15 protein-coding genes and 1 tRNA gene are annotated in these 19,778 nt (G+C 39.5%); 15 read left to right on the top strand and 1 reads right to left on the bottom strand.

From position 1 onward, the window contains the following. The first annotated feature begins 219 nt into the window (after positions 1–219). The 15 genes from mraZ (at position 220) to HJC33_RS02060 (ending at position 16,229) form a co-directional block, all read left to right on the top strand. Positions 220–675, top strand: a complete 456-nt coding sequence (mraZ, locus tag HJC33_RS02130; protein WP_171657134.1) for a division/cell wall cluster transcriptional repressor MraZ — start codon at positions 220–222, stop codon at positions 673–675. Beyond that, positions 668–1,570: a 16S rRNA (cytosine(1402)-N(4))-methyltransferase RsmH gene (rsmH, locus tag HJC33_RS02125; RefSeq protein ID WP_171657133.1), complete on the top strand. Its 903-nt coding sequence runs from the start codon at positions 668–670 to the stop codon at positions 1,568–1,570. The genes mraZ and rsmH overlap by 8 nt, the downstream gene beginning before the upstream one ends. Positions 1,571–1,577: 7 nt before the next feature. Further along, on the top strand, positions 1,578–1,895 hold the full coding sequence (locus tag HJC33_RS02120) for an FtsL-like putative cell division protein (protein WP_171657132.1): 318 nt from the start codon (positions 1,578–1,580) through the stop codon (positions 1,893–1,895). After that, positions 1,895–3,904, top strand: coding sequence for a penicillin-binding protein (locus HJC33_RS02115; protein WP_171657131.1), 2,010 nt, complete (start codon positions 1,895–1,897; stop codon positions 3,902–3,904). Before HJC33_RS02120 ends, HJC33_RS02115 begins: the two co-directional genes overlap by 1 nt. Continuing rightward, positions 3,901–5,364 (top strand): UDP-N-acetylmuramoyl-L-alanyl-D-glutamate--2,6-diaminopimelate ligase, encoded by a 1,464-nt coding sequence (locus tag HJC33_RS02110; protein ID WP_171657130.1) that lies wholly within the window; start codon positions 3,901–3,903, stop codon positions 5,362–5,364. The genes HJC33_RS02115 and HJC33_RS02110 overlap by 4 nt, the downstream gene beginning before the upstream one ends. An 11-nt stretch (positions 5,365–5,375) precedes the next feature. After that, entirely contained in the window at positions 5,376–6,596 is a 1,221-nt protein-coding gene (mraY, locus tag HJC33_RS02105; RefSeq protein ID WP_171657129.1) for a phospho-N-acetylmuramoyl-pentapeptide-transferase, read from the top strand. Beyond that, a complete protein-coding gene (gene murD / locus HJC33_RS02100) occupies positions 6,597–7,931 on the top strand; it encodes a UDP-N-acetylmuramoyl-L-alanine--D-glutamate ligase (RefSeq protein ID WP_171657128.1) in 1,335 nt (444 codons plus the stop codon). Positions 7,932–7,934: 3 nt separating this feature from the next. Beyond that, positions 7,935–9,140 (top strand): FtsW/RodA/SpoVE family cell cycle protein, encoded by a 1,206-nt coding sequence (locus tag HJC33_RS02095; protein ID WP_171657127.1) that lies wholly within the window; start codon positions 7,935–7,937, stop codon positions 9,138–9,140. Then, on the top strand, positions 9,127–10,215 hold the full coding sequence (gene murG, locus HJC33_RS02090) for an undecaprenyldiphospho-muramoylpentapeptide beta-N-acetylglucosaminyltransferase (RefSeq protein WP_171657126.1): 1,089 nt from the start codon (positions 9,127–9,129) through the stop codon (positions 10,213–10,215). Before HJC33_RS02095 ends, murG begins: the two co-directional genes overlap by 14 nt. Next, positions 10,212–11,564: a UDP-N-acetylmuramate--L-alanine ligase gene (murC, locus tag HJC33_RS02085; protein ID WP_171657125.1), complete on the top strand. Its 1,353-nt coding sequence runs from the start codon at positions 10,212–10,214 to the stop codon at positions 11,562–11,564. Before murG ends, murC begins: the two co-directional genes overlap by 4 nt. Further along, positions 11,554–12,273, top strand: coding sequence for a cell division protein FtsQ/DivIB (locus HJC33_RS02080; RefSeq protein ID WP_171657124.1), 720 nt, complete (start codon positions 11,554–11,556; stop codon positions 12,271–12,273). Before murC ends, HJC33_RS02080 begins: the two co-directional genes overlap by 11 nt. A gap of 3 nt (positions 12,274–12,276) precedes the next feature. Beyond that, positions 12,277–13,599 (top strand): cell division protein FtsA, encoded by a 1,323-nt coding sequence (ftsA, locus tag HJC33_RS02075; RefSeq protein ID WP_171657123.1) that lies wholly within the window; start codon positions 12,277–12,279, stop codon positions 13,597–13,599. A 35-nt stretch (positions 13,600–13,634) separates the two neighbouring features. Further along, positions 13,635–15,590, top strand: a complete 1,956-nt coding sequence (gene ftsZ, locus HJC33_RS02070; RefSeq protein ID WP_171657122.1) for a cell division protein FtsZ — start codon at positions 13,635–13,637, stop codon at positions 15,588–15,590. A 103-nt stretch (positions 15,591–15,693) separates the two neighbouring features. Then, positions 15,694–16,146 carry a GatB/YqeY domain-containing protein gene (locus tag HJC33_RS02065; protein WP_171657121.1) on the top strand — a complete coding sequence of 151 codons (453 nt, stop codon included), beginning with the start codon at positions 15,694–15,696 and terminating at the stop codon, positions 16,144–16,146. Positions 16,147–16,152: 6 nt separating this feature from the next. Continuing rightward, positions 16,153–16,229 (top strand) — tRNA-Arg (locus tag HJC33_RS02060). 125 nt (positions 16,230–16,354) lie between these two features. Here the strand turns inward: HJC33_RS02060 and HJC33_RS02055 are convergent. Continuing rightward, positions 16,355–19,633, bottom strand: a complete 3,279-nt coding sequence (locus tag HJC33_RS02055) for a GH92 family glycosyl hydrolase (protein ID WP_171657120.1) — start codon at positions 19,631–19,633, stop codon at positions 16,355–16,357. Positions 19,634–19,778 lie beyond the last annotated feature (145 nt).

Here is a 19,778-nt window from a genome sequence, read left to right as displayed (position 1 = left end):
ACACGGATTTGGAGTTGTTTAACAGGAAAACCAAAGAATTTACAATGGAATGAATCTGTCCGATTGTCAGAGAACGGTGGAGGGGTGATGTTTTTATCTACTAAAAAGCCTTTTTCATCCAAAAAGTGGATTATTTATTAACAAAAGTGGAGTTAAGTGGATAAATGTGGAAATAAAATCTATATATTTGAGTTGTTATAAGTAACTAATTGATTTCTAGTGACCCATATCATAGGACAACATGATTGCAAAGCTGATACCAAAGGAAGGGTGATTTTGCCTATTTCCTTGAAGAATCAGTTGTTGCCTGTTTTGCAGGATGGGTTTGTGATTAAGAGATCGGTTTTTCAGCAATGTTTAGAGTTGTATCCCAAACAAGAGTTTGATGTGCTTATGCAGAAAGTCTTGAAGAAGAGCAGGATGAACCGAAAGTATGATGCTTTTGTGAGAAACTTTGTGGCGGGAATGAAGGAAGTGGCCATTGATGGGGATACTGGGAGATTGCAAATCCCAAAGAATTTAGTGGATTACGCAGGAATTGAAAAGGAGGTTGTGCTCAATGCCGTTTTTGATAAAATAGAGATTTGGAACAAGGACAAATATGAGAAAGTCCTATCTGAGAGTGAAAAAGATTATGCCGATTTAGCGGAAGAGATTTTTGCTGACGATGACTAGGCAGTATCATGATCCAGTACTGCTGAAAGAGTCGGTGGATGGGTTGGACATAAAGGAAAATGGTGTTTATGTGGATGTCACCTTTGGTGGGGGCGGACACTCCAAGGAAATATTAAGAAGGCTGGGTGGTGACGGAAAGTTATTTGCATTTGATCAAGATGAAGATGCTTTGGTCAATGCAATTGAGGATGATAGGTTTCAATTGATCAATCAGAACTTTCGGTACCTCAAACAATATTTAAAGTTCTATGGCATTCGGAAAGTTGATGGAATCTTGGCGGATTTTGGGGTTTCTTCCCATCAGTTTGATGAAGCGGAGCGTGGTTTTTCCATTCGTTTTGATGCGGATTTAGACATGCGGATGAACAGAAAGAGTGAATTGTCGGCCTATGAGGTGGTCAATTCATATTCCCAAGAAGACTTAGCGACAGTTTTGTTTCAATATGGCGAGTTGCGCAATGCAAGGGCCATGGCTAAAAAAATTGTGGAATCCCGATTAAATGCTCCTGTGAAAACTACCGAGGAGCTCAAAAAGGTGTTAGGTTCCTTTTTGCCCAAGATGAAGGAGAACAAAATTTTGGCGCAGATTTATCAAGCAATTAGAATTGAGGTCAATCAAGAAATTGAAGTGCTCAAAGAATTTTTGCAGCAAGTGCCAGAAGTTTTGAAAGAAGGAGGTCGATTAAGTCTGATCAGTTATCATTCGCTCGAGGACAGATTGGTAAAACGATTTATAAGGGCGGGAAAATTTGAAGGAGAGCCTGAAAAGGATTTTTACGGGAACATAAATGTTCCATTAAAGAGAGTAGGAGGTCTAATTGTGCCGTCAGCTGAGGAAATAGTCAAAAATAACAGAGCACGCAGTGCAAAACTCCGGATAGCGGAACGCATATAGAGAAAAAATGAAAAAAGGATTATTGGACATATTAAAAGGAAAGTTTTTGGTGAGTGGGGATGCTCCCAAAAACTGGATGTTTCTGCTTTTTGCTTCCTTTTTGGCCGCACTTATGATTTCAAGCAGCCACAATGCTGATAAAAAGGTGTTGGAGATTGCCGCTTTGAATGAAGAGGTGAGAAAGTTGCGCAGTGAATTTGTGGAAGGTCGTTCAACGGTTCAGCAAATGAAATTGGAATCTTCATTGCGACAATCCATAGCATCCCGTGGCCTAAGACCATCAGAGAATCCTCCTCAAAAAATTAAAGTTAAATCAAGTAAGTAGTGGCAATCACAGAAAAAAATATCATGAATAGACTATACCTCGTTGCAGGTGGTCTTTTTGTTTTTGCCGTTGCCGTGGTTGTCAAGTTGGTGAATATCCAAATGATAGAAGGAGAGGATTACAAGGCGCTTGCGCTGAACAAAACAGAAAAAATGTTCACCATTGAGCCCAATCGGGGTAATCTCTATTCTGATGATGGAAGCCTTTTGGCAGCTTCTGTACCTAAATATGAGATTCGATTTGATGCCAAAACCGTTTCCGAAGGAAACTTTCAAAATAATGTCGCTGCACTTTCAGATTCTTTAGGGGTTCTTTTCAATAAACCTTCAAGTTATTATAGAAAATTGTTTCGTATGGCCAGGGCCAACGGAAATCGATATAAACTGGTGGCCCGTGATGTGGATTATTTGGATTATGTGCGAATCAAACAGTTTCCCTTGTTTGAGTTGGGGCCATATAAAGGCGGTTTTATTGAAACCCATCGTGTGGTTCGTGAATATCCTTTAGGAAAAATGGCTGCGCGTAGTATTGGTTACGAACGTGTGGATGAAAATGGATACTACACTCGCGTGGGATTGGACGGTGCCTTCGGAGAGCCTTACTTAAGGGGTAAAGAAGGTAAGCGTTTGAAGCAAAAAATAGCCAAAGGTCAGTGGAAGCCTGTAGGATTGGACAATATTGTGGAGCCTCAAGATGGATTGGATGTGGTTTCTACTATTGATATCAACATTCAAGATATTGCCCACCATGAATTATTGGCTCAATTGGAGAAATATAAAGCTGATCATGGTTGTGTGGTTGTTATGGAGACCAAGACAGGAGAAATCAAGGCTATTTCCAATTTAGGAAGAACATCAGAAGGAAAATATTACGAAAAGCTGAACTATGCCGTTGGGGAGTCCCACGAGCCAGGTTCCACCTTTAAGTTGATGTCTTTGGTGGCAGCTTTAGAAGATAAAGTCATTGATACGAGTACCGTTGTGGATACAGGAAAGGGCAGGTATGGAATTTATGACAGGGTGGTAAAGGATTCCAAATGGGGTGGTTATGGCAAAATTTCTGTTACCGAAGCATTTGCTGTCTCTTCCAACACAGCTTTTGCTAAGATTATCCATGAAAACTACAAGGACAAACCTGAAAAGTATATCAATCGATTGATGAATATGGGGCTTCACAAAAAGTTGGATTTACCCATTATCGGTGAGGGAAAACCAGTTATTCGTTATCCAGGGGATGAAGGTTGGTCTGGTATTTCATTGGGATGGATGTCTCATGGATACGAAGTTTCCCTAACCCCGATGCAGACTTTGGCGTTTTATAATGCCATTGCCAATGACGGCGAGTTTTTAAAACCAAGATTGATCAAAGAAGTAAGGGAAGGCAGTAAAATCATCAAGAAGTTTGATAAGCAGGTATTGAACCCTTCTATCTGTTCCCAAGAAACCGTAAAGAAGGTGAGGCAACTCATGAAAGATGTGGTCGAGAAAAAATATGGAACAGGTCATGCCCTTTATTCCAAAAATTTCTCCATGGCTGGTAAAACTGGGACTTGCCAGAAAAACTATGTCCACAAAGACCCTGATAAATTAGCTTATATCTCCTCATTTGCTGGGTATTTCCCTGCAGATGATCCAAAATACTCTTGTATAGTGATCATTCATGAACCAGATAAAAGCGTAGGATATTATGGGGCTGATGTATCGGGGCCGGTTTTTAAATCCATGGCTCAGAAAATACATGCCATTTCACCTATGGTGGACGAGGTGGAAGAAAAAGATATAGATGAGGATACCTTGGAAAAAGATTTTCAAAAATATTATGCCCAAGTGCAGCAGAAATATGATACTGTCCCCAATGTAAAGGGAATGAGTGGTATGGATGCAGTTTCTCTTCTCGAAAATTTAGGGTTGCAAGTAGAAGTAAAGGGTAATGGAAAGGTGAAAAAACAATCCATCAAACAAGGAACGGATATCAATCAAGTTGAAAAAATAGTGTTGGAACTTTCATGAAACTGTTGAAGGATATTTTATATGGAGTTGGTTTGTCTGCTGTTAGCGGTGATACAAACGTTATGGTCAATCAAGTACATTTTGATTCTAGAAAAGTGCAGATGGATGATGTTTTTGTGGCTGTTCGGGGAACAATTACCGATGGGCATGAATATATTCAAAAAGCAGTTGAATCAGGAGCAAAGGCAATTGTTTGTGAAGAACTTCCGGAATTAATTGTAAATGGTGTGACCTATTTGAAGGTGGAGAACAGTAATTCCGCTTTGTCAATTATAGCTTCCAATTTTTATGACAATCCTTCCAAGAACTTAAAACTGATTGGAATAACTGGAACCAATGGGAAGACCACTGTAAGTACGTTGCTCTATAACCTGTTCAAGAAAGCTGGCTATAAGGTTGGATTGATTTCTACCATAAAAGTGATGGTAAATGATGCGGAATATAAAACTACGCATACCACCCCAGATGCAATGACGATAAACGGCCATCTTTCTCAAATGAATGATGATGGAGTGGAGTTCTGCTTTATGGAGGTGAGTTCGCATGGCATACATCAAAAAAGGTCTGAAGGATTGCACTTTACAGGAGCTATTTTCACCAATCTGTCGCATGATCATTTGGACTATCACAAAACATTTGCAGCCTATAGGGATACCAAGAAAAAGTTGTTTGATGATTTGCCCAAAACAGCCTTTGCATTGGTGAATATTGATGACAAAAATGGCTTGGTGATGTTGCAGAACACCAAAGCAAAAAAATATTCTTATGCACTTAAATCTTATGCGGATTATAGGGCGCAAATATTGGAAAAGCAGTTTAATGGACAACTTTTAAAGATTGAGGACAATGAAGTTTGGTCCAAACTCATAGGAGATTTTAACGCATACAACATGCTGGCCATTTATGCCACCGCTGACATTTTGGGATTGGAGAAAATGGAAATCCTTCGATTGATCAGCGAGTTGGAAACAGTGGATGGCAGATTTCAATATTTTATTTCGAAAGAGAAAATTACTGCTATTGTTGATTATGCCCATACGCCGGATGCACTTAAAAATGTATTGATTACGATCAATGCATTGAGGACTGGAAATGAAAACGTCATCACCGTTGTGGGGTGTGGTGGTGATCGTGACAAGTCGAAGCGTCCGGTTATGGGTCATATCGCATCAGAGATGAGCAATCAGGCCATTTTCACTTCGGATAACCCAAGAACGGAATCACCTGAGGCCATTATTGAGGAAATGGAAGCTGGGGTAGAGCCGCAAAACACCAAAAAAGTATTGTCCATAGAAAATAGGAAGCAAGCCATTAAGACGGCATGCAAACTGGCTTTGGCCAATGATATTATACTAGTGGCCGGAAAAGGGCACGAGACTTATCAGGAGACCAACGGGAAACGTGTGGATTTTGATGATTTTAAAGAAGTAAAGGAGGCTTTGTCCAACCTAAATAAATAGAAAGTAGACCAATGTTGTATTACTTATTTGAATTTTTAGAGAAACAATATCAACTGCCAGGGGCGTCACTGTTCCAATACCAGACTTTTAGGGCTGGAATGGCCGTATTGCTTTCTCTTTTGATTGCCATGGTCTACGGAAAGCGTATCATTCTTTTTCTCCAAAAGAAGCAAATAGGAGAAACCATTAGGGATTTGGGACTAGAAGGGCAGCAACAAAAAGCAGGAACGCCTACCATGGGAGGTTTGATCATTATTATGTCCACATTGCTCCCGGTAATTTTGTTTGCGGATATCAAGAACATTTATATCATCCTTTTGATCGTGACCATGATTTGGATGGGGATTATAGGTTTTGTGGATGACTACATCAAAATCTTCAAAAAAGATAAAAAGGGGCTTAAAGGAAGGTTTAAAATAATGGGCCAGGTCGTTTTAGGTTTGATTGTAGGGGCTGTTATCTATTTCCATCCAGAAGTAACCATCAAAGAAAAGGACTCGACTCGCATAAACGAAAACTTTAAGGTAGAAAAAGTCTTTGGACAGGAATCCAAAGCTGTGACCACCAATGTTCCCTTTTTTAAAGGAAATGAATTGGATTATTCGGATTTGATTGCATGGACGGGTGAAGGAATGCGTGATTATGCATGGATAATTTTTATACCTATTGTAATCCTCATTGTCACCGCGGTATCCAATGGTGCCAATCTTACCGATGGTATTGATGGTCTTGCGGCAGGTTCGTCAGCAATTATAGCCTTGACACTAGGGATTTTTGCCTTGGTGTCTGGAAATATTGAGTTTTCTGCCTATCTGGATATTTTTTACATCCCAAGGGTAGGAGAGTTGTTGGTTTTCATAGCAGCTTTTGTTGGGGCCTTGGTCGGATTCTTATGGTACAATGCTTACCCGGCCCAAGTTTTTATGGGAGATACCGGTAGTTTGACCATTGGCGGTGTAATCGCTGTAATTGCCATAATCGTAAGGAAAGAACTTTTGATTCCCTTTTTATGTGGAATCTTCTTTGCCGAAACGGTTTCCGTTATGCTGCAAGTGAGCTATTTCAAAAGGACCAAAAAGAAATATGGTGAAGGCAAAAGGTTGTTTTTAATGGCGCCTTTGCACCACCACTATCAAAAAAAATTATACCACGAAAGCAAAATAGTCACTCGGTTTTGGATCATTGGAATTTTACTGGCAATTATCAGTATTGTCACCCTAAAAATTCGATAGATGGGTCGGTTGGTCGTGCTTGGAGGAGGAGAAAGTGGTGTAGGAACAGCTGTTTTGGGACAGCAAAAGGGATTTGAAGTTTTTGTCTCGGACAAAGGAGAGATTAAAGAAGCATATAGAAAAGTTCTTGAACATTTTGAGATTGAATGGGAGTCTGGTGAACATTCAGAATCTAAGATTCTAAATGCAGATGTGGTCATGAAAAGCCCTGGTATTCCAGATAAGGTGCCGTTAGTTCAGAAATTAGTGGCAGAAGGAATTCCAGTGATTTCAGAGATTGAGTTTGCATCAAGATATACCGATGCAAAGCTAATTGGAATTACAGGTAGCAATGGTAAGACGACTACCACAATGCTTACCCACCATCTTTTTAAAGAAGGTGGATTGCACGTGGGAATGGCAGGGAATATAGGTGATAGTTATGCCAAAATGGTGGCTGAAAAGGATTATGATCAGTATGTTTTGGAAATCAGCAGTTTTCAGTTGGATGGCATAGTGGATTTTAAACCCAAAGTTGCAATCATCACCAACATAACACCAGATCATTTGGACCGATATGATTACAAGTTTGAAAATTATATCGCTTCAAAATTTCGCATAGCGATGAATCAAGATGAAAATGATTATCTGATTTATGATGCAGATGATAAAGTGATTCAGGATGGCTTAAAAAAACACCCAGTTCAATCCAAATTGATCCCCTTCTCTTTAAAAGAGAAGTTGAAAGAAGGAGCTTGGTTGGAAAATGGAACAATTAAAATGAATGTAGAACATAAAATCTTGGAAATGAGTACAGATATTTTGGCCTTGGAAGGTCAGCACAACGTAAAAAACACCATGGCAGCTGGTTTGGCGGCCTTATTGGTCAATGTTAGAAAAGAAGCTATCCGTCAGAGTATCCAGACCTTTCAAGGTGTTCCTCACAGATTGGAAAAAGTTTTGAAAATAAACCACGTGGAGTATATCAACGATTCTAAGGCAACCAATGTAAACGCTACGTATTATGCCTTGGATGGAGTTAAAAAACCCATAGTTTGGATAGCTGGTGGCGTGGACAAGGGCAATGATTATTCAGAATTGATGCCTTTGGTACGGGAAAAAGTCAAAGCCATTATTTGTTTGGGCATGGATAATTCCAAACTCAAGGATGCATTTGGCAACGTCATAGATCTTATGGTGGAAACCTATTCCATGGATGAAGCCATTAAAGTGGCCTATAAAATTTCAGAAAGGGGAGATTCGGTATTGCTTTCGCCAGCTTGTGCCAGTTTCGACCTTTTTGAAAACTATGAAGACAGGGGGAATCAATTCAAAGAAGCCATAAAAAGATTGTAGATCATGCGTGCGGTATTCAAAAATTTGAAAGGTGATAAAGCTATTTGGGGTGTAGTGGCCCTATTGGCACTTTTCTCATTTTTACCAGTATATAGTGCCAGTACCAATTTGGTGTACGTGAATGATGATGGTACTGCCTTAGGGCACTTGGTAAAGCATGCCGTGCTGTTATTTCTGGGTTTTGGAATCATCTATGCGGTACATCGCATTCCTACCCACTATTTTAAAGGGCTTTCCATTATTGCAATGCCCATTGTGTTGATTCTTTTGGCGTATACGCTTACGGTTGAAACAGAAATTGGAGGGGTAACGGCAAACAGATGGATAAAAATACCGTTTGTGGGAGTTAATTTTCAGACTTCAACATTGGCTTCTGTGGTTTTGATGATTTGGATTGCAAGGTATCTGACCAAAATAAAGGATGTAAAAATCACATTTAAGGAAAGTATTTTGCCATTATGGTTGCCATCGGCCTTGGTTGTTTTGCTGATATTGCCTGAGAACTTTTCCACAGCGGCTATTGTATCCTTTTTGGTCTTGGTAGTTTGCTTTTTGGGAGGGTATCCCTTAAAATATTTGTTTGCAATAGTGGCAACGGGTTTGGTACTGGCAAGTATGTTCCTTTTTGTGCTCTTTAAGGCCCCGGAGGTGTTGCCCCAACGCGCAGGTACATGGAAATCCAGAATCGAGACGTTTTGGAGTCCTGAAAAGGCGGACAAGGATGACTTGCATCAATTGACACTGGCGAAAATTGCGATTGCTGAAGGAGGAATTGTTGGAAAAGGAGCTGGAAAGAGTGTCATAAAGAATATGCTTTCGCAGAGTACGTCAGATTTTATTTTTGCAATCATTATTGAGGAATACGGTCTATTGGGAGGAGGGGCTTTACTGTTCTTTTATCTCCTGTTGTTGTTCCGGATTGTGGTGGTGGCCAACTCTGCCAAAACGATTTTTTCAAAATTATTGGTAATCGGGGTGGGATTGCCTATTGTTTTTCAGGCATTTATCAATATGGCTGTTGTGGTGCAGTTGTTTCCGGTAACCGGCCAGCCATTGCCATTGATAAGCATGGGGGGAACTTCCATTTGGATGACCTGTATGGCTATTGGAATTGTACTGAGCGCAAGCAATAAAAAAGAAAATTTGGAGGAGGAATCCTATGACATAGATGAAACCAATCCTTTAGAAGTATTAAGTGGGCAGATATAGGTTTATACTTTCTGGAGGAGGTACTGGGGGACATATTTATCCGGCCATTGCCATTGCCAACGAACTTAAAAGAAGGCATCCTGAAGCGGAGTTTTTGTTTGTTGGGGCAAAGGACAAAATGGAAATGGAAAAAGTACCGCAAGCTGGGTATCAAATAAAAGGTTTGTGGATAAGTGGTATACAACGGAAACTGACATTGAAAAATCTCATGTTTCCATTTAAACTAATAAGTAGTTTGTTCGAAGCACGTAAAATAGTAAAGCAATTTAAACCAGATGTGGCCATTGGTACAGGTGGTTTTGCTAGTGGCCCATTATTAAAAGTGGCTTCAAGGTCAGGAATCCCATGTGTTTTACAGGAGCAGAATTCTTTTGCGGGCATAACCAACAAATTACTAGCGGGCAAAGCCAAAAAAATATGTGTTGCCTATGACGGTATGGAACGGTTTTTTCCGAAAGATAAAATTGTAAAGACCGGTAATCCCATTCGGATGGATTTGGTGGATTTGAAGATTGATAAAAATGAAGCTATTGATTTTTTTGAACTGAATGCCCAGAAAAAAACGGTACTAGTTCTGGGAGGCAGTTTAGGAGCAAGAAGAGTCAATCAATTGATTGAAAAAGAACTTGGGTTCTTCGAAAAAATGAATTTACAAGTGTTGTGGCAATGTGGTAAGCTCTACCATGAAGAATACAAAAAGTACAATTCCGATTCGGTAAAGGTTTTGGCTTTTGTGAACAGGATGGATTTGGCCTATATCGCTGCCGATATGATTATTTCAAGAGCTGGAGCAGGTTCAGTTTCTGAATTGTGCTTGGTGGGCAAACCAGTACTTTTTATCCCATCGCCGAATGTTGCTGAGGATCATCAGACCCAGAATGCGAAGGCACTAACGGAAAAAGAAGCGGCATTGATGCTCAAGGAAAGCGAATTGGAAACAGCGTTTGAATCAACTTTCTCTGGATTGATGGCTTCAGAGGAAACTCAGAAAAAACTTGGGGAGAATATAAAGAAGTTGGCCATGCCAAAGGCCACAGTACATATAGTAAATGAAATTGAAAAGTTGTTAAAGTGAATTTGAAGGACATCCATAGGGTCTATTTTGTTGGAATCGGAGGTATTGGTATGTCTGCCTTGGCGCATTATTTTAAATATTTGGACAAGGAGGTTGCTGGGTACGATAGAACGGCAACTCCCATAACCAAAGGTTTGCAGGAAAAAGGTATTTCAATTCATTTTGAAGATGATGTGGAAAAAATCCCGACTTCTTTCTTGGCAAGGCAAGGAACTTTGGTGGTGTACACTCCCGCGGTGCCAGATTCGCATTCCGAGTTACAGTACTTTATAAATGATGCATATCCCATCAAAAAACGCTCAGAAGTTTTGGGAATCATCACTAGGGATACCTTTTGCTTTGCAGTAGCTGGGACGCATGGAAAAACAACTACTTCTTGCATTTTGGCACATTTGCTTAAAGAATGTAATGTCCCATTCACTGCGTTTTTAGGTGGGATTTCAGAAGATTTCAACAGTAATTTTGTGTTGGCAGGTACAAAGTATGCCGTGGTGGAGGCCGATGAGTTTGATCGTTCCTTTTTACAACTTTCACCAGACGTAGCTTGCATTACCTCAATGGATGCCGATCATCTGGATATCTACGGAACCAGCGATGAGTTGCAACGATCATTCAAAGATTTTACGAAAAAAATTAAGCCTAATGGGAAACTCTTTGTTAGAAAAGGATTGCCATTGGAGGGAGTGACCTTCGGAATAGAGGATGACTCTGATTATAGCATAGAAAATATTAAAATTGAACAAGGTACCTACATATTTGATCTCGTAACGCCTACGGAGGTGTTGAGGCAAGTTCGTTTCAACAAACCTGGAAGGCACAATTTGCTCAATGGATTAGCTGCTTTTGCGATGGCGGTGCAAACTGGTTCCCCACCACACCGCCTTGCCAAAGCTTTGGAAACCTTCAAAGGAGTGCAGCGAAGATTTTCATACCAGATCAAAGAAAAAGACTTTGTTTTTATAGATGATTATGCCCATCATCCAACAGAAATCAACGCTGTTTTTCAGGCTATAAAAGAAATGCATCCAAACGAAAAGATAACGGCAATTTTTCAGCCGCATTTGTTTTCGAGAACCAAGGATTTTGCAGATGATTTTGCTGCAAGTTTGTCTCAATTTGATATGATTTTATTGTTGGAAATCTATCCGGCAAGGGAAGAGCCCATAGAAGGAATCACATCAGCATGGTTGTTGGATAAAATTGAAAATAAAGAAAAGAAATTAATTTCTAAATCTGAACTTTTAAAAGAGTTAAGTAATTGTAATACAGGAGTTTTGGTAGCTATGGGGGCCGGAGATATAGGAATGGAGGTGCCAAAAATCAAAAAAGAATTGGCTTATGCGAGTTAACTGGGAGTATATAAAATTAACTTTTTTGTGCTTGGCCGTAATTGCTTTGTATGGTTTTGCGGATTATAGGAGCAAAAAGAAAATGGTGGGTGATTTTACTGTTAAGTTTATGGGAGACAATAACTTGTATTTGACTGAGGATGCAGTTAATAAATTGTTAATACAAAATTATGGCAGCGTAAAAAACACGCCCAAAGAACAATTAGTTTTGAATACCATAGAGGAGGTAATTCTGTCTGACGATATGGTAAAGAACGCCCAGGTCTATGTTACTGTAAACGGGGAACTTATCTCTAAGATTGTTCAGCGTAAACCAATTGGAAGAGTAGAGGGAGTCTCTAAATTTTATTTGGATGATTTAGGACAGCGCATGCCATTGTCCCAATATCATTCTGCAAGGGTGCCCATTATTACCGGTGAAATAACGGGAAAAACCTTGGAGGATGCTTATGTGATTTTGGATTATATCAACCAAGACGATTTTCTAAGGAAAAATGTCATTGGTATACATATTGAAGAAGAAGGTAAGTACCAGTTAAAGTTTCGAATGGAAAACTTTGTGGTGAATTTGGGAGGGGTTGATAACCTAAATGCCAAATTCAAAAATTTTATGGCCTTCTATATCAAAGCCGCCAAGGATAATTCTTTGGAGGATTATGGAATAGTAAGTTTAGAATTCAATAATCAAGTGGTTTGCACTAAAATATAAAGTATGGAACAGGGTAATTATTCAGTTGGTTTGGATATTGGAACTACCAAGATAGTGGCAATCATTGGTAGGGAAAATGAATATGGAAAAATAGAGATACTGGGCACTGGAAAATCCAAAAGTCTGGGTGTACATCGAGGAGTGGTCAACAACATAACGCAGACCATTTCATCCATCCAGCAAGCTGTAGAACAGGCAGAGGTCAATTCAGGTCTCAAAATAGGTTCTGTTGTAGTTGGTATAGCGGGGCAACATATTAGAAGTCTTCAGCATAGCGATTACATTACCAGAGCAAATTCTGAAGAGGTTATCAATGATGATGATTTGGATAAATTGTGCAACCAAGTGTACAAATTGGTCATGCTTCCGGGCGAAGAGATTATCCATGTATTACCACAAGAATACAAAGTTGACGGCCAATCTGAAATAAAAGAGCCAAAAGGTATGTATGGAGGCCGTTTGGAAGCCAATTTTCATGTAGTAGTAGGGCAGGTTTCATCCATCAAAAACATTGGTCGATGCATCAAAAGTGCCGGATTGGATTTAGGAAACATCACATTGGAGCCCTTGGCATCAGCAGAAGCTGTTTTAAGTCAAGAGGAAAAAGAAGCAGGGGTGGCATTGATTGATATAGGTGGTGGAACAACTGATTTGGCCATTTTTAAGGATGGAATCATCCGTCATACCTCCGTAATTCCTTTTGGAGGCAATGTTATTACAGATGATATCAAAGAAGGCTGCTCAATTATTGAAAAGCAGGCAGAATTGTTAAAGATAAAATTTGGCTCCGCATGGCCAGGGGAGAACAAGGACAATGAAATAGTGTCCATTCCTGGATTACGTGGGAGAGAACCTAAGGAAATCACTTTGAAAAACCTTTCCAAAATCATCCATGCAAGGGTGGTAGAGATAGTGGAACAGGTGTATGTGGAAATCAAGAATTACGGTCATGAAGAGCAAAAGAAAAAATTGATTGCTGGAATCGTCTTGACCGGTGGAGGAAGTCAACTCAAACATTTGAAACAATTGGTGGAATACATCACAGGTATGGATACCAGAATTGGCTACCCCAACGAACACTTAGCTGGAGATTCTGATGAGGAAATTGCAAGTCCATTATATGCCACTGCGGTTGGACTGTTGATGAATGCTTTGGAATCTGAAAGAAAGTATATGAATGTTGAGGAAGAAAAGATACTTGAAGAAGAGGTATTGGTAGGTCAAGAACAGATTGCCGGTTCTTCCCAAATGGTACAAAAAGAAAGAAAATCCATTTTTGATAAATGGTCCGAAAAGTTGAAGGACTTCTTGGACAATGCAGAGTAATACGATAACCCCTATAAAAACGAAACACGACTGTCATGAGTAAAAACGGAGAATTTGATAACATAGCTTTTGATTTGCCCAAGAACAAAAGCAACGTAATAAAAGTAATCGGTGTTGGCGGTGGTGGCGGAAACGCCATAAACCACATGTTCCAAGCAGGAATCAATGGAGTGGACTTTGTCATCTGCAATACAGATTCACAAGCATTGCAGAATAGTCCAGTTCCGAATAAAATTCAATTAGGGGTTTCGCTCACAGAAGGATTAGGGGCCGGAGCTAACCCAGAAATTGGAGAACAGGCAGCATTGGAAAGTATGGAGGATGTAAAGGGGATGTTGGAACATACTACAAAAATGGCCTTTATTACAGCAGGAATGGGTGGAGGTACCGGAACAGGAGCAGCTCCGGTTATTGCCAAGGTAGCTAGAGAAATGGATGTGCTTACCGTGGGTATTGTAACCATACCTTTTCAGTTTGAAGGAGCTATGCGAAACAAACAAGCGCAGGCGGGAATAGAAAAGCTACGTGCCAATGTGGATTCGTTGATTGTTATCAATAATAATAAGCTTAGGGAAGTTTATGGTAATCTTGGGTTTAAGGCCGGTTTTTCTAAGGCAGATGAAGTATTGGCCACTGCCGCTAGGGGTATTGCAGAGGTAATAACCCACCACTATACTCAGAATATTGACCTTAGGGATGCCAAGACAGTATTGTCCAATAGTGGAACGGCAATTATGGGGTCGGCTACAGCTTCAGGATCCTCCAGAGCCAATGAGGCCATTATGAAAGCTTTGGATTCACCATTATTGAACGACAATAAGATCAATGGGGCTAAAAACGTACTGTTGCTCATCGTTTCAGGTACGCAGGAAATCACAATTGATGAAATTGGGGAAATCAATGATTACATCCAAATTGAAGCAGGTCACGGAGCCAACATCATTATGGGTGTTGGTGAGGATAATGATTTAGGAGAAGCCATTGCCGTAACGGTTATTGCAACAGGATTCAATGTGGACCAACAGGACCATATTGTAAATACAGAAAGCAAAAAAGTGTTCTATACCTTGGAAGATGAACAAACCGCAGAGCAAGACTTGACCCCAGAGGCCACTTCGGTTCAAGAAGTTAAGATTGAAAAAGTGCCGGTTAAGTCAGAGCCAACAATGGTAAAGCACACTTTAGAAATGGAAGAAGAAGTGGAACAAGCTCCGCAAAAAGATTTGGATTTGATTCCAACTACCAGCTATATCAGAAACTTTAATGTTTTTTACGAAGAGGTAGTGCCAGAAAATGTAGAAGATGACTTTATCATTATCGAGGCTAAGAATATTCTAAATGATATAGAAGTGATTGATGCAGAAGTGGTTTCGCCAAAAGCTAAGGAAGAAGATCAATTTACATTGAGTTTTGATATGCCACTCAATCAAATTGAAGAAGATGAAGATGAAAGAGAGCACACCATTACCTTTAATCTAGATGAAGGTGTAAAAGATATTGATGTTAATGAATATGTAGAAGTAAAACCTGTCTTGGAATACAAAAAAGAAGGAGAGACCCGTTACAATTTGGAAGAATACATGGAGTTGGAAACCAAATTAACTGGTGCTCGTTCAGTGGCGGAGACCCATGAGCCAAAATTGGTAGAAGATGAATTGGTATTTGAGAAAAAGACATTGGAGACCAAAGCCGCTACAGGTGATGAAAAGTCATCAGGAGGCAATGATCCTTTCAATAGTTCCATCAGTGATTTGTTAAAAGAGCGTGCTGATGAGCGTAGAAAAAAGTTGAAAAACTTCAACTATAAGTTCCAGAACAATAGAAATAGTATTGACGAGATAGAAAAACAACCCGCCTACAAAAGGCAAGGAGTTGATTTGAACGATGTTCCAAAAGAGCAAAAGGTCTCTAGAACCACTTTAAGCGAAGACAGTAATGATGATCTTCAACTGCGTTCCAACAACTCTTTTTTACACGATAATGTTGATTAGTAGTGTTTAGATTGTGTTCCATTCTAAATGGAAAGCTTCAAACCCGAAAGTTAAGAGACTTTCGGGTTTATTTTTTATCTTCGCTGCCCAAAATACAGAGTAAATGAGTCTGCAGGAAAAGGTTATGACAGAAATGAAAGCTGCAATGAAAGCCAAGGATTCAGTTGCCTTGGAATCGTTGAGGGCAATTAAGTCGGCAATTTTATTGGCAAAAACAGATAAAGGGGCTGGCGGAGAACTTTCTGAAGAAGATGAGGTGAAACTTGTTCAAAAATTAGTTAAGCAACGTAAGGATAGTGCGGCTATTTTTAAAGAACAAGGGAGGGATGATTTAGCTGCTCCCGAATTAGCCCAGGTGGCAGTTATTGAGAAGTTTTTACCAGAACAGCTCACAGAAGAAGAAATAGAAAAAGTGGTGGTGCTTACCATTGAAGAAATTGGAGCAACAGGTATGCAAGATATGGGGAAAGTGATGGGGATGGTCACCAAAGAATTGGCAGGACAAGCAGATGGAAAGACGATTTCTGCAATTGTAAAAGCCAAATTAAGCTCATAAAATTAAGGCCGCGTAGTTCAACTGGATAGAATATCAGATTTCGGCTCTGAGGGTTGAGGGTTCGAATCCTTCCGCGGTCACCATATACATTGAAAAGCCTGAAAATAATACATTTTCAGGCTTTTTTCGTTTACTTAGCTCGATGCCAAAAAGGTTAGTAATTCTAGTGAATGGATTGTAAATGGAATGATTTATTTATCTAAAACCCTTATTCAGAAAGCTGAACTTTTGTTAAAGTAAGTTGCCTTTGAATTTCTTCGGAATTCAGAGCTTCGGAAAAAACACGTATTTGATCAATGTTGCCTTTGAAGATACGTTCTCCTGGGAATTCCGAATTTCGTCCAATAGACCAAGGTGCGGCTACCATAAGATTTTTGGAATCATCTAGATTCGTTTTGGCGACAAGCTTCCCATCAATGTACAATTTTAGACCTGAACCATCACATACACCGGCTATATGGTGCCAGTGATTTTTCCAAGTACTTGGTAAAGGAACAGTGCATTCCCCACGACCCCAACCTCCAGCAAAGAAATTGAGCTTTTTGTCAAGAGTTACTTGAAGTACATGATGATCACCTTTGGCCAGAATATCCGCTGCCGAATTTTCATTGGGTTTGACCCAGGCCATCATGGTCAAGGATTTTTCCAAATTATCCAATGAGGGAGATTTGGGAATTTTGATTTGCGTATTATCTCCATATTCAATTAGATTGTTAATTGTTGGGCCAGTAGTCTGTAATTTGGCATGGTTTTCAAAACCAGAAGCATCCAAAATCGTATCGTTTTTCCTATTTCGTAAAGAGAGATTCAGTAAAATAGTTTGATCAGCTTCATCGAAAACTTTAAATGTGGATTCCACTGCCTTTATTTTTAGGTTATGAAAACCTCGGCTTCCAGCATATAATTTTAACGAGCGAATGGATTGAGAACCAGGTTCAAGACTAACTTCGTCTTTGTAGACTTCTTTTCCGTCTACGGTAATAGGAATATTAAATGAAGTCTTTTCCCAACCAATATTTTGTATCGAATAGCTTACTAATAGGGAATCGCCCAAATGAACCATGGGATTTGCCAATAATTTGGAAATCTTATATTGATCTTTTGGATTTCCTTTTCTCTTTGAGACCGTAATACTTTGTGGCACTGATTCATTGATTTGAACAGCTACCTTGCCTGTTTTGTAAAGTCGGCATGGAATTGAATCAATAAGGACTTTACCTTTTGATACAACTCTATTTTGAGTGGAATAAGGTTTTCCATCGACAAAAAGAGTAGCTATATGCGTACCTAAACTACCTTTATTTTTTAGAATATAGTATATGTAAAATAATTCATCAGTAACTGTTTGTGAAGCGGATACTCCATTCGTTTCCAAGCTGAAATCAGGGGTCTCAAAATCTTCTGAAGCCTTATGTGGACGATTTTTCCCCATGCAAAGGGAAGCATCTTGGGTTGTATGGAAACGCAAAACACCTCCTTTGGCAATTTTCTCATGTGAAATCCAAAGCTGTTCCAAGGGTTTGTTATTCCATTCTATTGATTTGATATATGGATAATCTGGATGCTCGTTCTCTATAATCAAAGTCTTGCCCTCAGGTAAATCAAAATGTATCTTTTTGAACAAAGGAGCAGCTAAATCGTAAACTGGATTGCCCGGTGCTGTAGGGAAAAAGCCAGAAGCACTGAACAGATACCAACTCGACATAGAGCCTAAATCGTCATTACCAGGAATACCGCCTGGACTATCAGAAAATCGATTATTTAGAATAGAACGGACCCATTCTTGAGTTTTTTCGGGTGCTTGGGCATAGTTGAACAGCCATGGGATGTGAAAAATTGTTTCATTATCGAACAGTATCTCACCAGAACGTAACAAAGTATCCAATCTTTGAACAAATAAATCTTTACCTCCCATAAGGTTGATCAAATCATAGGGGCGTTGGGCAACCGCATAGGAATAGATTTGTGCGTTACCTTCCTTGTAACCGAAGTTGCCGGGGTCTGTCCAAAATTTAGACCTGTCTCTTGGTAAAAGCTGCATTTTTTCAGAATGAAATAGGTTTTGGTAAGCATTGCTTCGTTGCAGGAACCGTTCATAATCTTCTTGATGATTTGTAACTTTAGAAAATTGAGCTAAACTCCAATCATCATAGGCATATTCTACCGTTTTAGTGACAGATTCTGATATGGAGGCAGGCACATAACCTATTTCATGATAGCGTTCCAAATCTTCATGACGAAAGGGAGGACGGTCAATATTGTTCAAAAGGGCGTTGTAAGCAGTTTTAGTATCCATTGGGATACCTTTTAAATAGCTGTCCACAATTACGGGAACACTATGGTTTCCTGTCATTGCTTGTGCTGGAAAAAGTCCAGTTTGCTCTGAGGTCCTCAAAAGGGAAGCTACCATTTGCGTTTGACGTTTGCTGTCCAACAAAATCAACAAGGGATGAAGAGTTCTGTAGGTATCCCAAGTGGAAAAACCACCATATTGAACCCCTCCTTTCAATGGTGTTATGCGACCATCTGATTCGCGATAACTACCATCAACATCGGATATCACCCATGGTAATAAAGAGGCATGGTACAATGCTGAATAAAATGTTCTTTTGTGTGATTCGTTGTTGTCTTCAATTGTAATCTTCTGGAGTTGAGCCTTCCAACTATCTTCTGTTTTTTCAACTATACTTGAAAAGGTAGAGTCCCCTAATTCAGTTTTTACATTTAATTCTGCGTTTTCATGACTTACCGTAGAGCTCGAAAGACGAATTTCAACAATGGTTGATCCTTGTTTCTCTGGAGCAAAATTTAGGATTACTCCTTTTTTCTTGCGAAGCAAATTAACTATTGGCCTATTGGTTTGAAACCAACTATTTCTATAATTGCCTTTTATGGTAATGGAGTCTATCTGTTCAATCTCTCCAACATCTCCCAAGTAAATATGTGGAGTGGTGTTTTCGGGAAAATGAATCCTGAAAATACCACTTCTGGTAGTTGCTGTAGTTTCAATCCATGTGCCATTATCTGTTAATTCTACTTTGTAATAACCCGGATGTGCAGTCTCTTTGTCATGTGAAAAGGGGCGCGTAGTACTATTGGGTTGGAAATTTTCAGGAGATATAACGGGCATTAACTGTACTTTTCCGGTGGAACCCATTGGATACCCACTGTAGTGTTCCATACAACTGAAAAAATAAATATGTTCCTTGTCTGAATAATAGTATCCTTTAAGTGGAGCAACAGAAGTTTCAGGGGAGATTTGTATATAGCCAAAAGGGGCGACCGCACCAGGATACGTCCCACCTTCTTTTCCCCATTTGGTTGGAACTTTGCTTATAGCTGTTCCAACAAAGAGGTTTACTTGATCTAAAAAAGAGGGGTTTTGAGCAAATGTGTTTGAATTATATCCAAAAAGAAAGACAAGTGTCAAAAATGAACTCAAAACAAAGGAAATGCCAGAAATATACATTTTAATGATTTTACGCATTGGAAAACCAGGTATTTGATTAGTAAAAATTAGGAGGGATTCCAAAATATTTTGAGATATTTCTTTTTGGAATCAATTTGCTGGCACATCACAAATATATAATGCAAATGACAAATAATTAAGTTGTCAACCCAAAGAGTTTTAG

It is taken from the genome of Flagellimonas amphidinii (genome assembly GCF_013090115.1).
Lineage (GTDB): Bacteria > Bacteroidota > Bacteroidia > Flavobacteriales > Flavobacteriaceae > Flagellimonas > Flagellimonas amphidinii.
Note: the sequence above shows the minus strand (reverse complement) of the source record. Positions and strands in the feature narration are given on the sequence as shown.

Coding starts and splice junctions, on each gene's coding strand:
- rsmH (WP_171657133.1), top strand. CDS start 668: ATGACTAGGCAGTATCATGATCCAGTACTGCTGAAAGAGTCGGTGGAT.
- HJC33_RS02120 (WP_171657132.1), top strand. CDS start 1,578: ATGAAAAAAGGATTATTGGACATATTAAAAGGAAAGTTTTTGGTGAGT.
- HJC33_RS02110 (WP_171657130.1), top strand. CDS start 3,901: ATGAAACTGTTGAAGGATATTTTATATGGAGTTGGTTTGTCTGCTGTT.
- mraY (WP_171657129.1), top strand. CDS start 5,376: ATGTTGTATTACTTATTTGAATTTTTAGAGAAACAATATCAACTGCCA.
- murD (WP_171657128.1), top strand. CDS start 6,597: ATGGGTCGGTTGGTCGTGCTTGGAGGAGGAGAAAGTGGTGTAGGAACA.
- HJC33_RS02095 (WP_171657127.1), top strand. CDS start 7,935: ATGCGTGCGGTATTCAAAAATTTGAAAGGTGATAAAGCTATTTGGGGT.
- HJC33_RS02080 (WP_171657124.1), top strand. CDS start 11,554: ATGCGAGTTAACTGGGAGTATATAAAATTAACTTTTTTGTGCTTGGCC.
- ftsA (WP_171657123.1), top strand. CDS start 12,277: ATGGAACAGGGTAATTATTCAGTTGGTTTGGATATTGGAACTACCAAG.
- ftsZ (WP_171657122.1), top strand. CDS start 13,635: ATGAGTAAAAACGGAGAATTTGATAACATAGCTTTTGATTTGCCCAAG.
- HJC33_RS02065 (WP_171657121.1), top strand. CDS start 15,694: ATGAGTCTGCAGGAAAAGGTTATGACAGAAATGAAAGCTGCAATGAAA.
- HJC33_RS02055 (WP_171657120.1), bottom strand. CDS start 19,633: ATGCGTAAAATCATTAAAATGTATATTTCTGGCATTTCCTTTGTTTTG.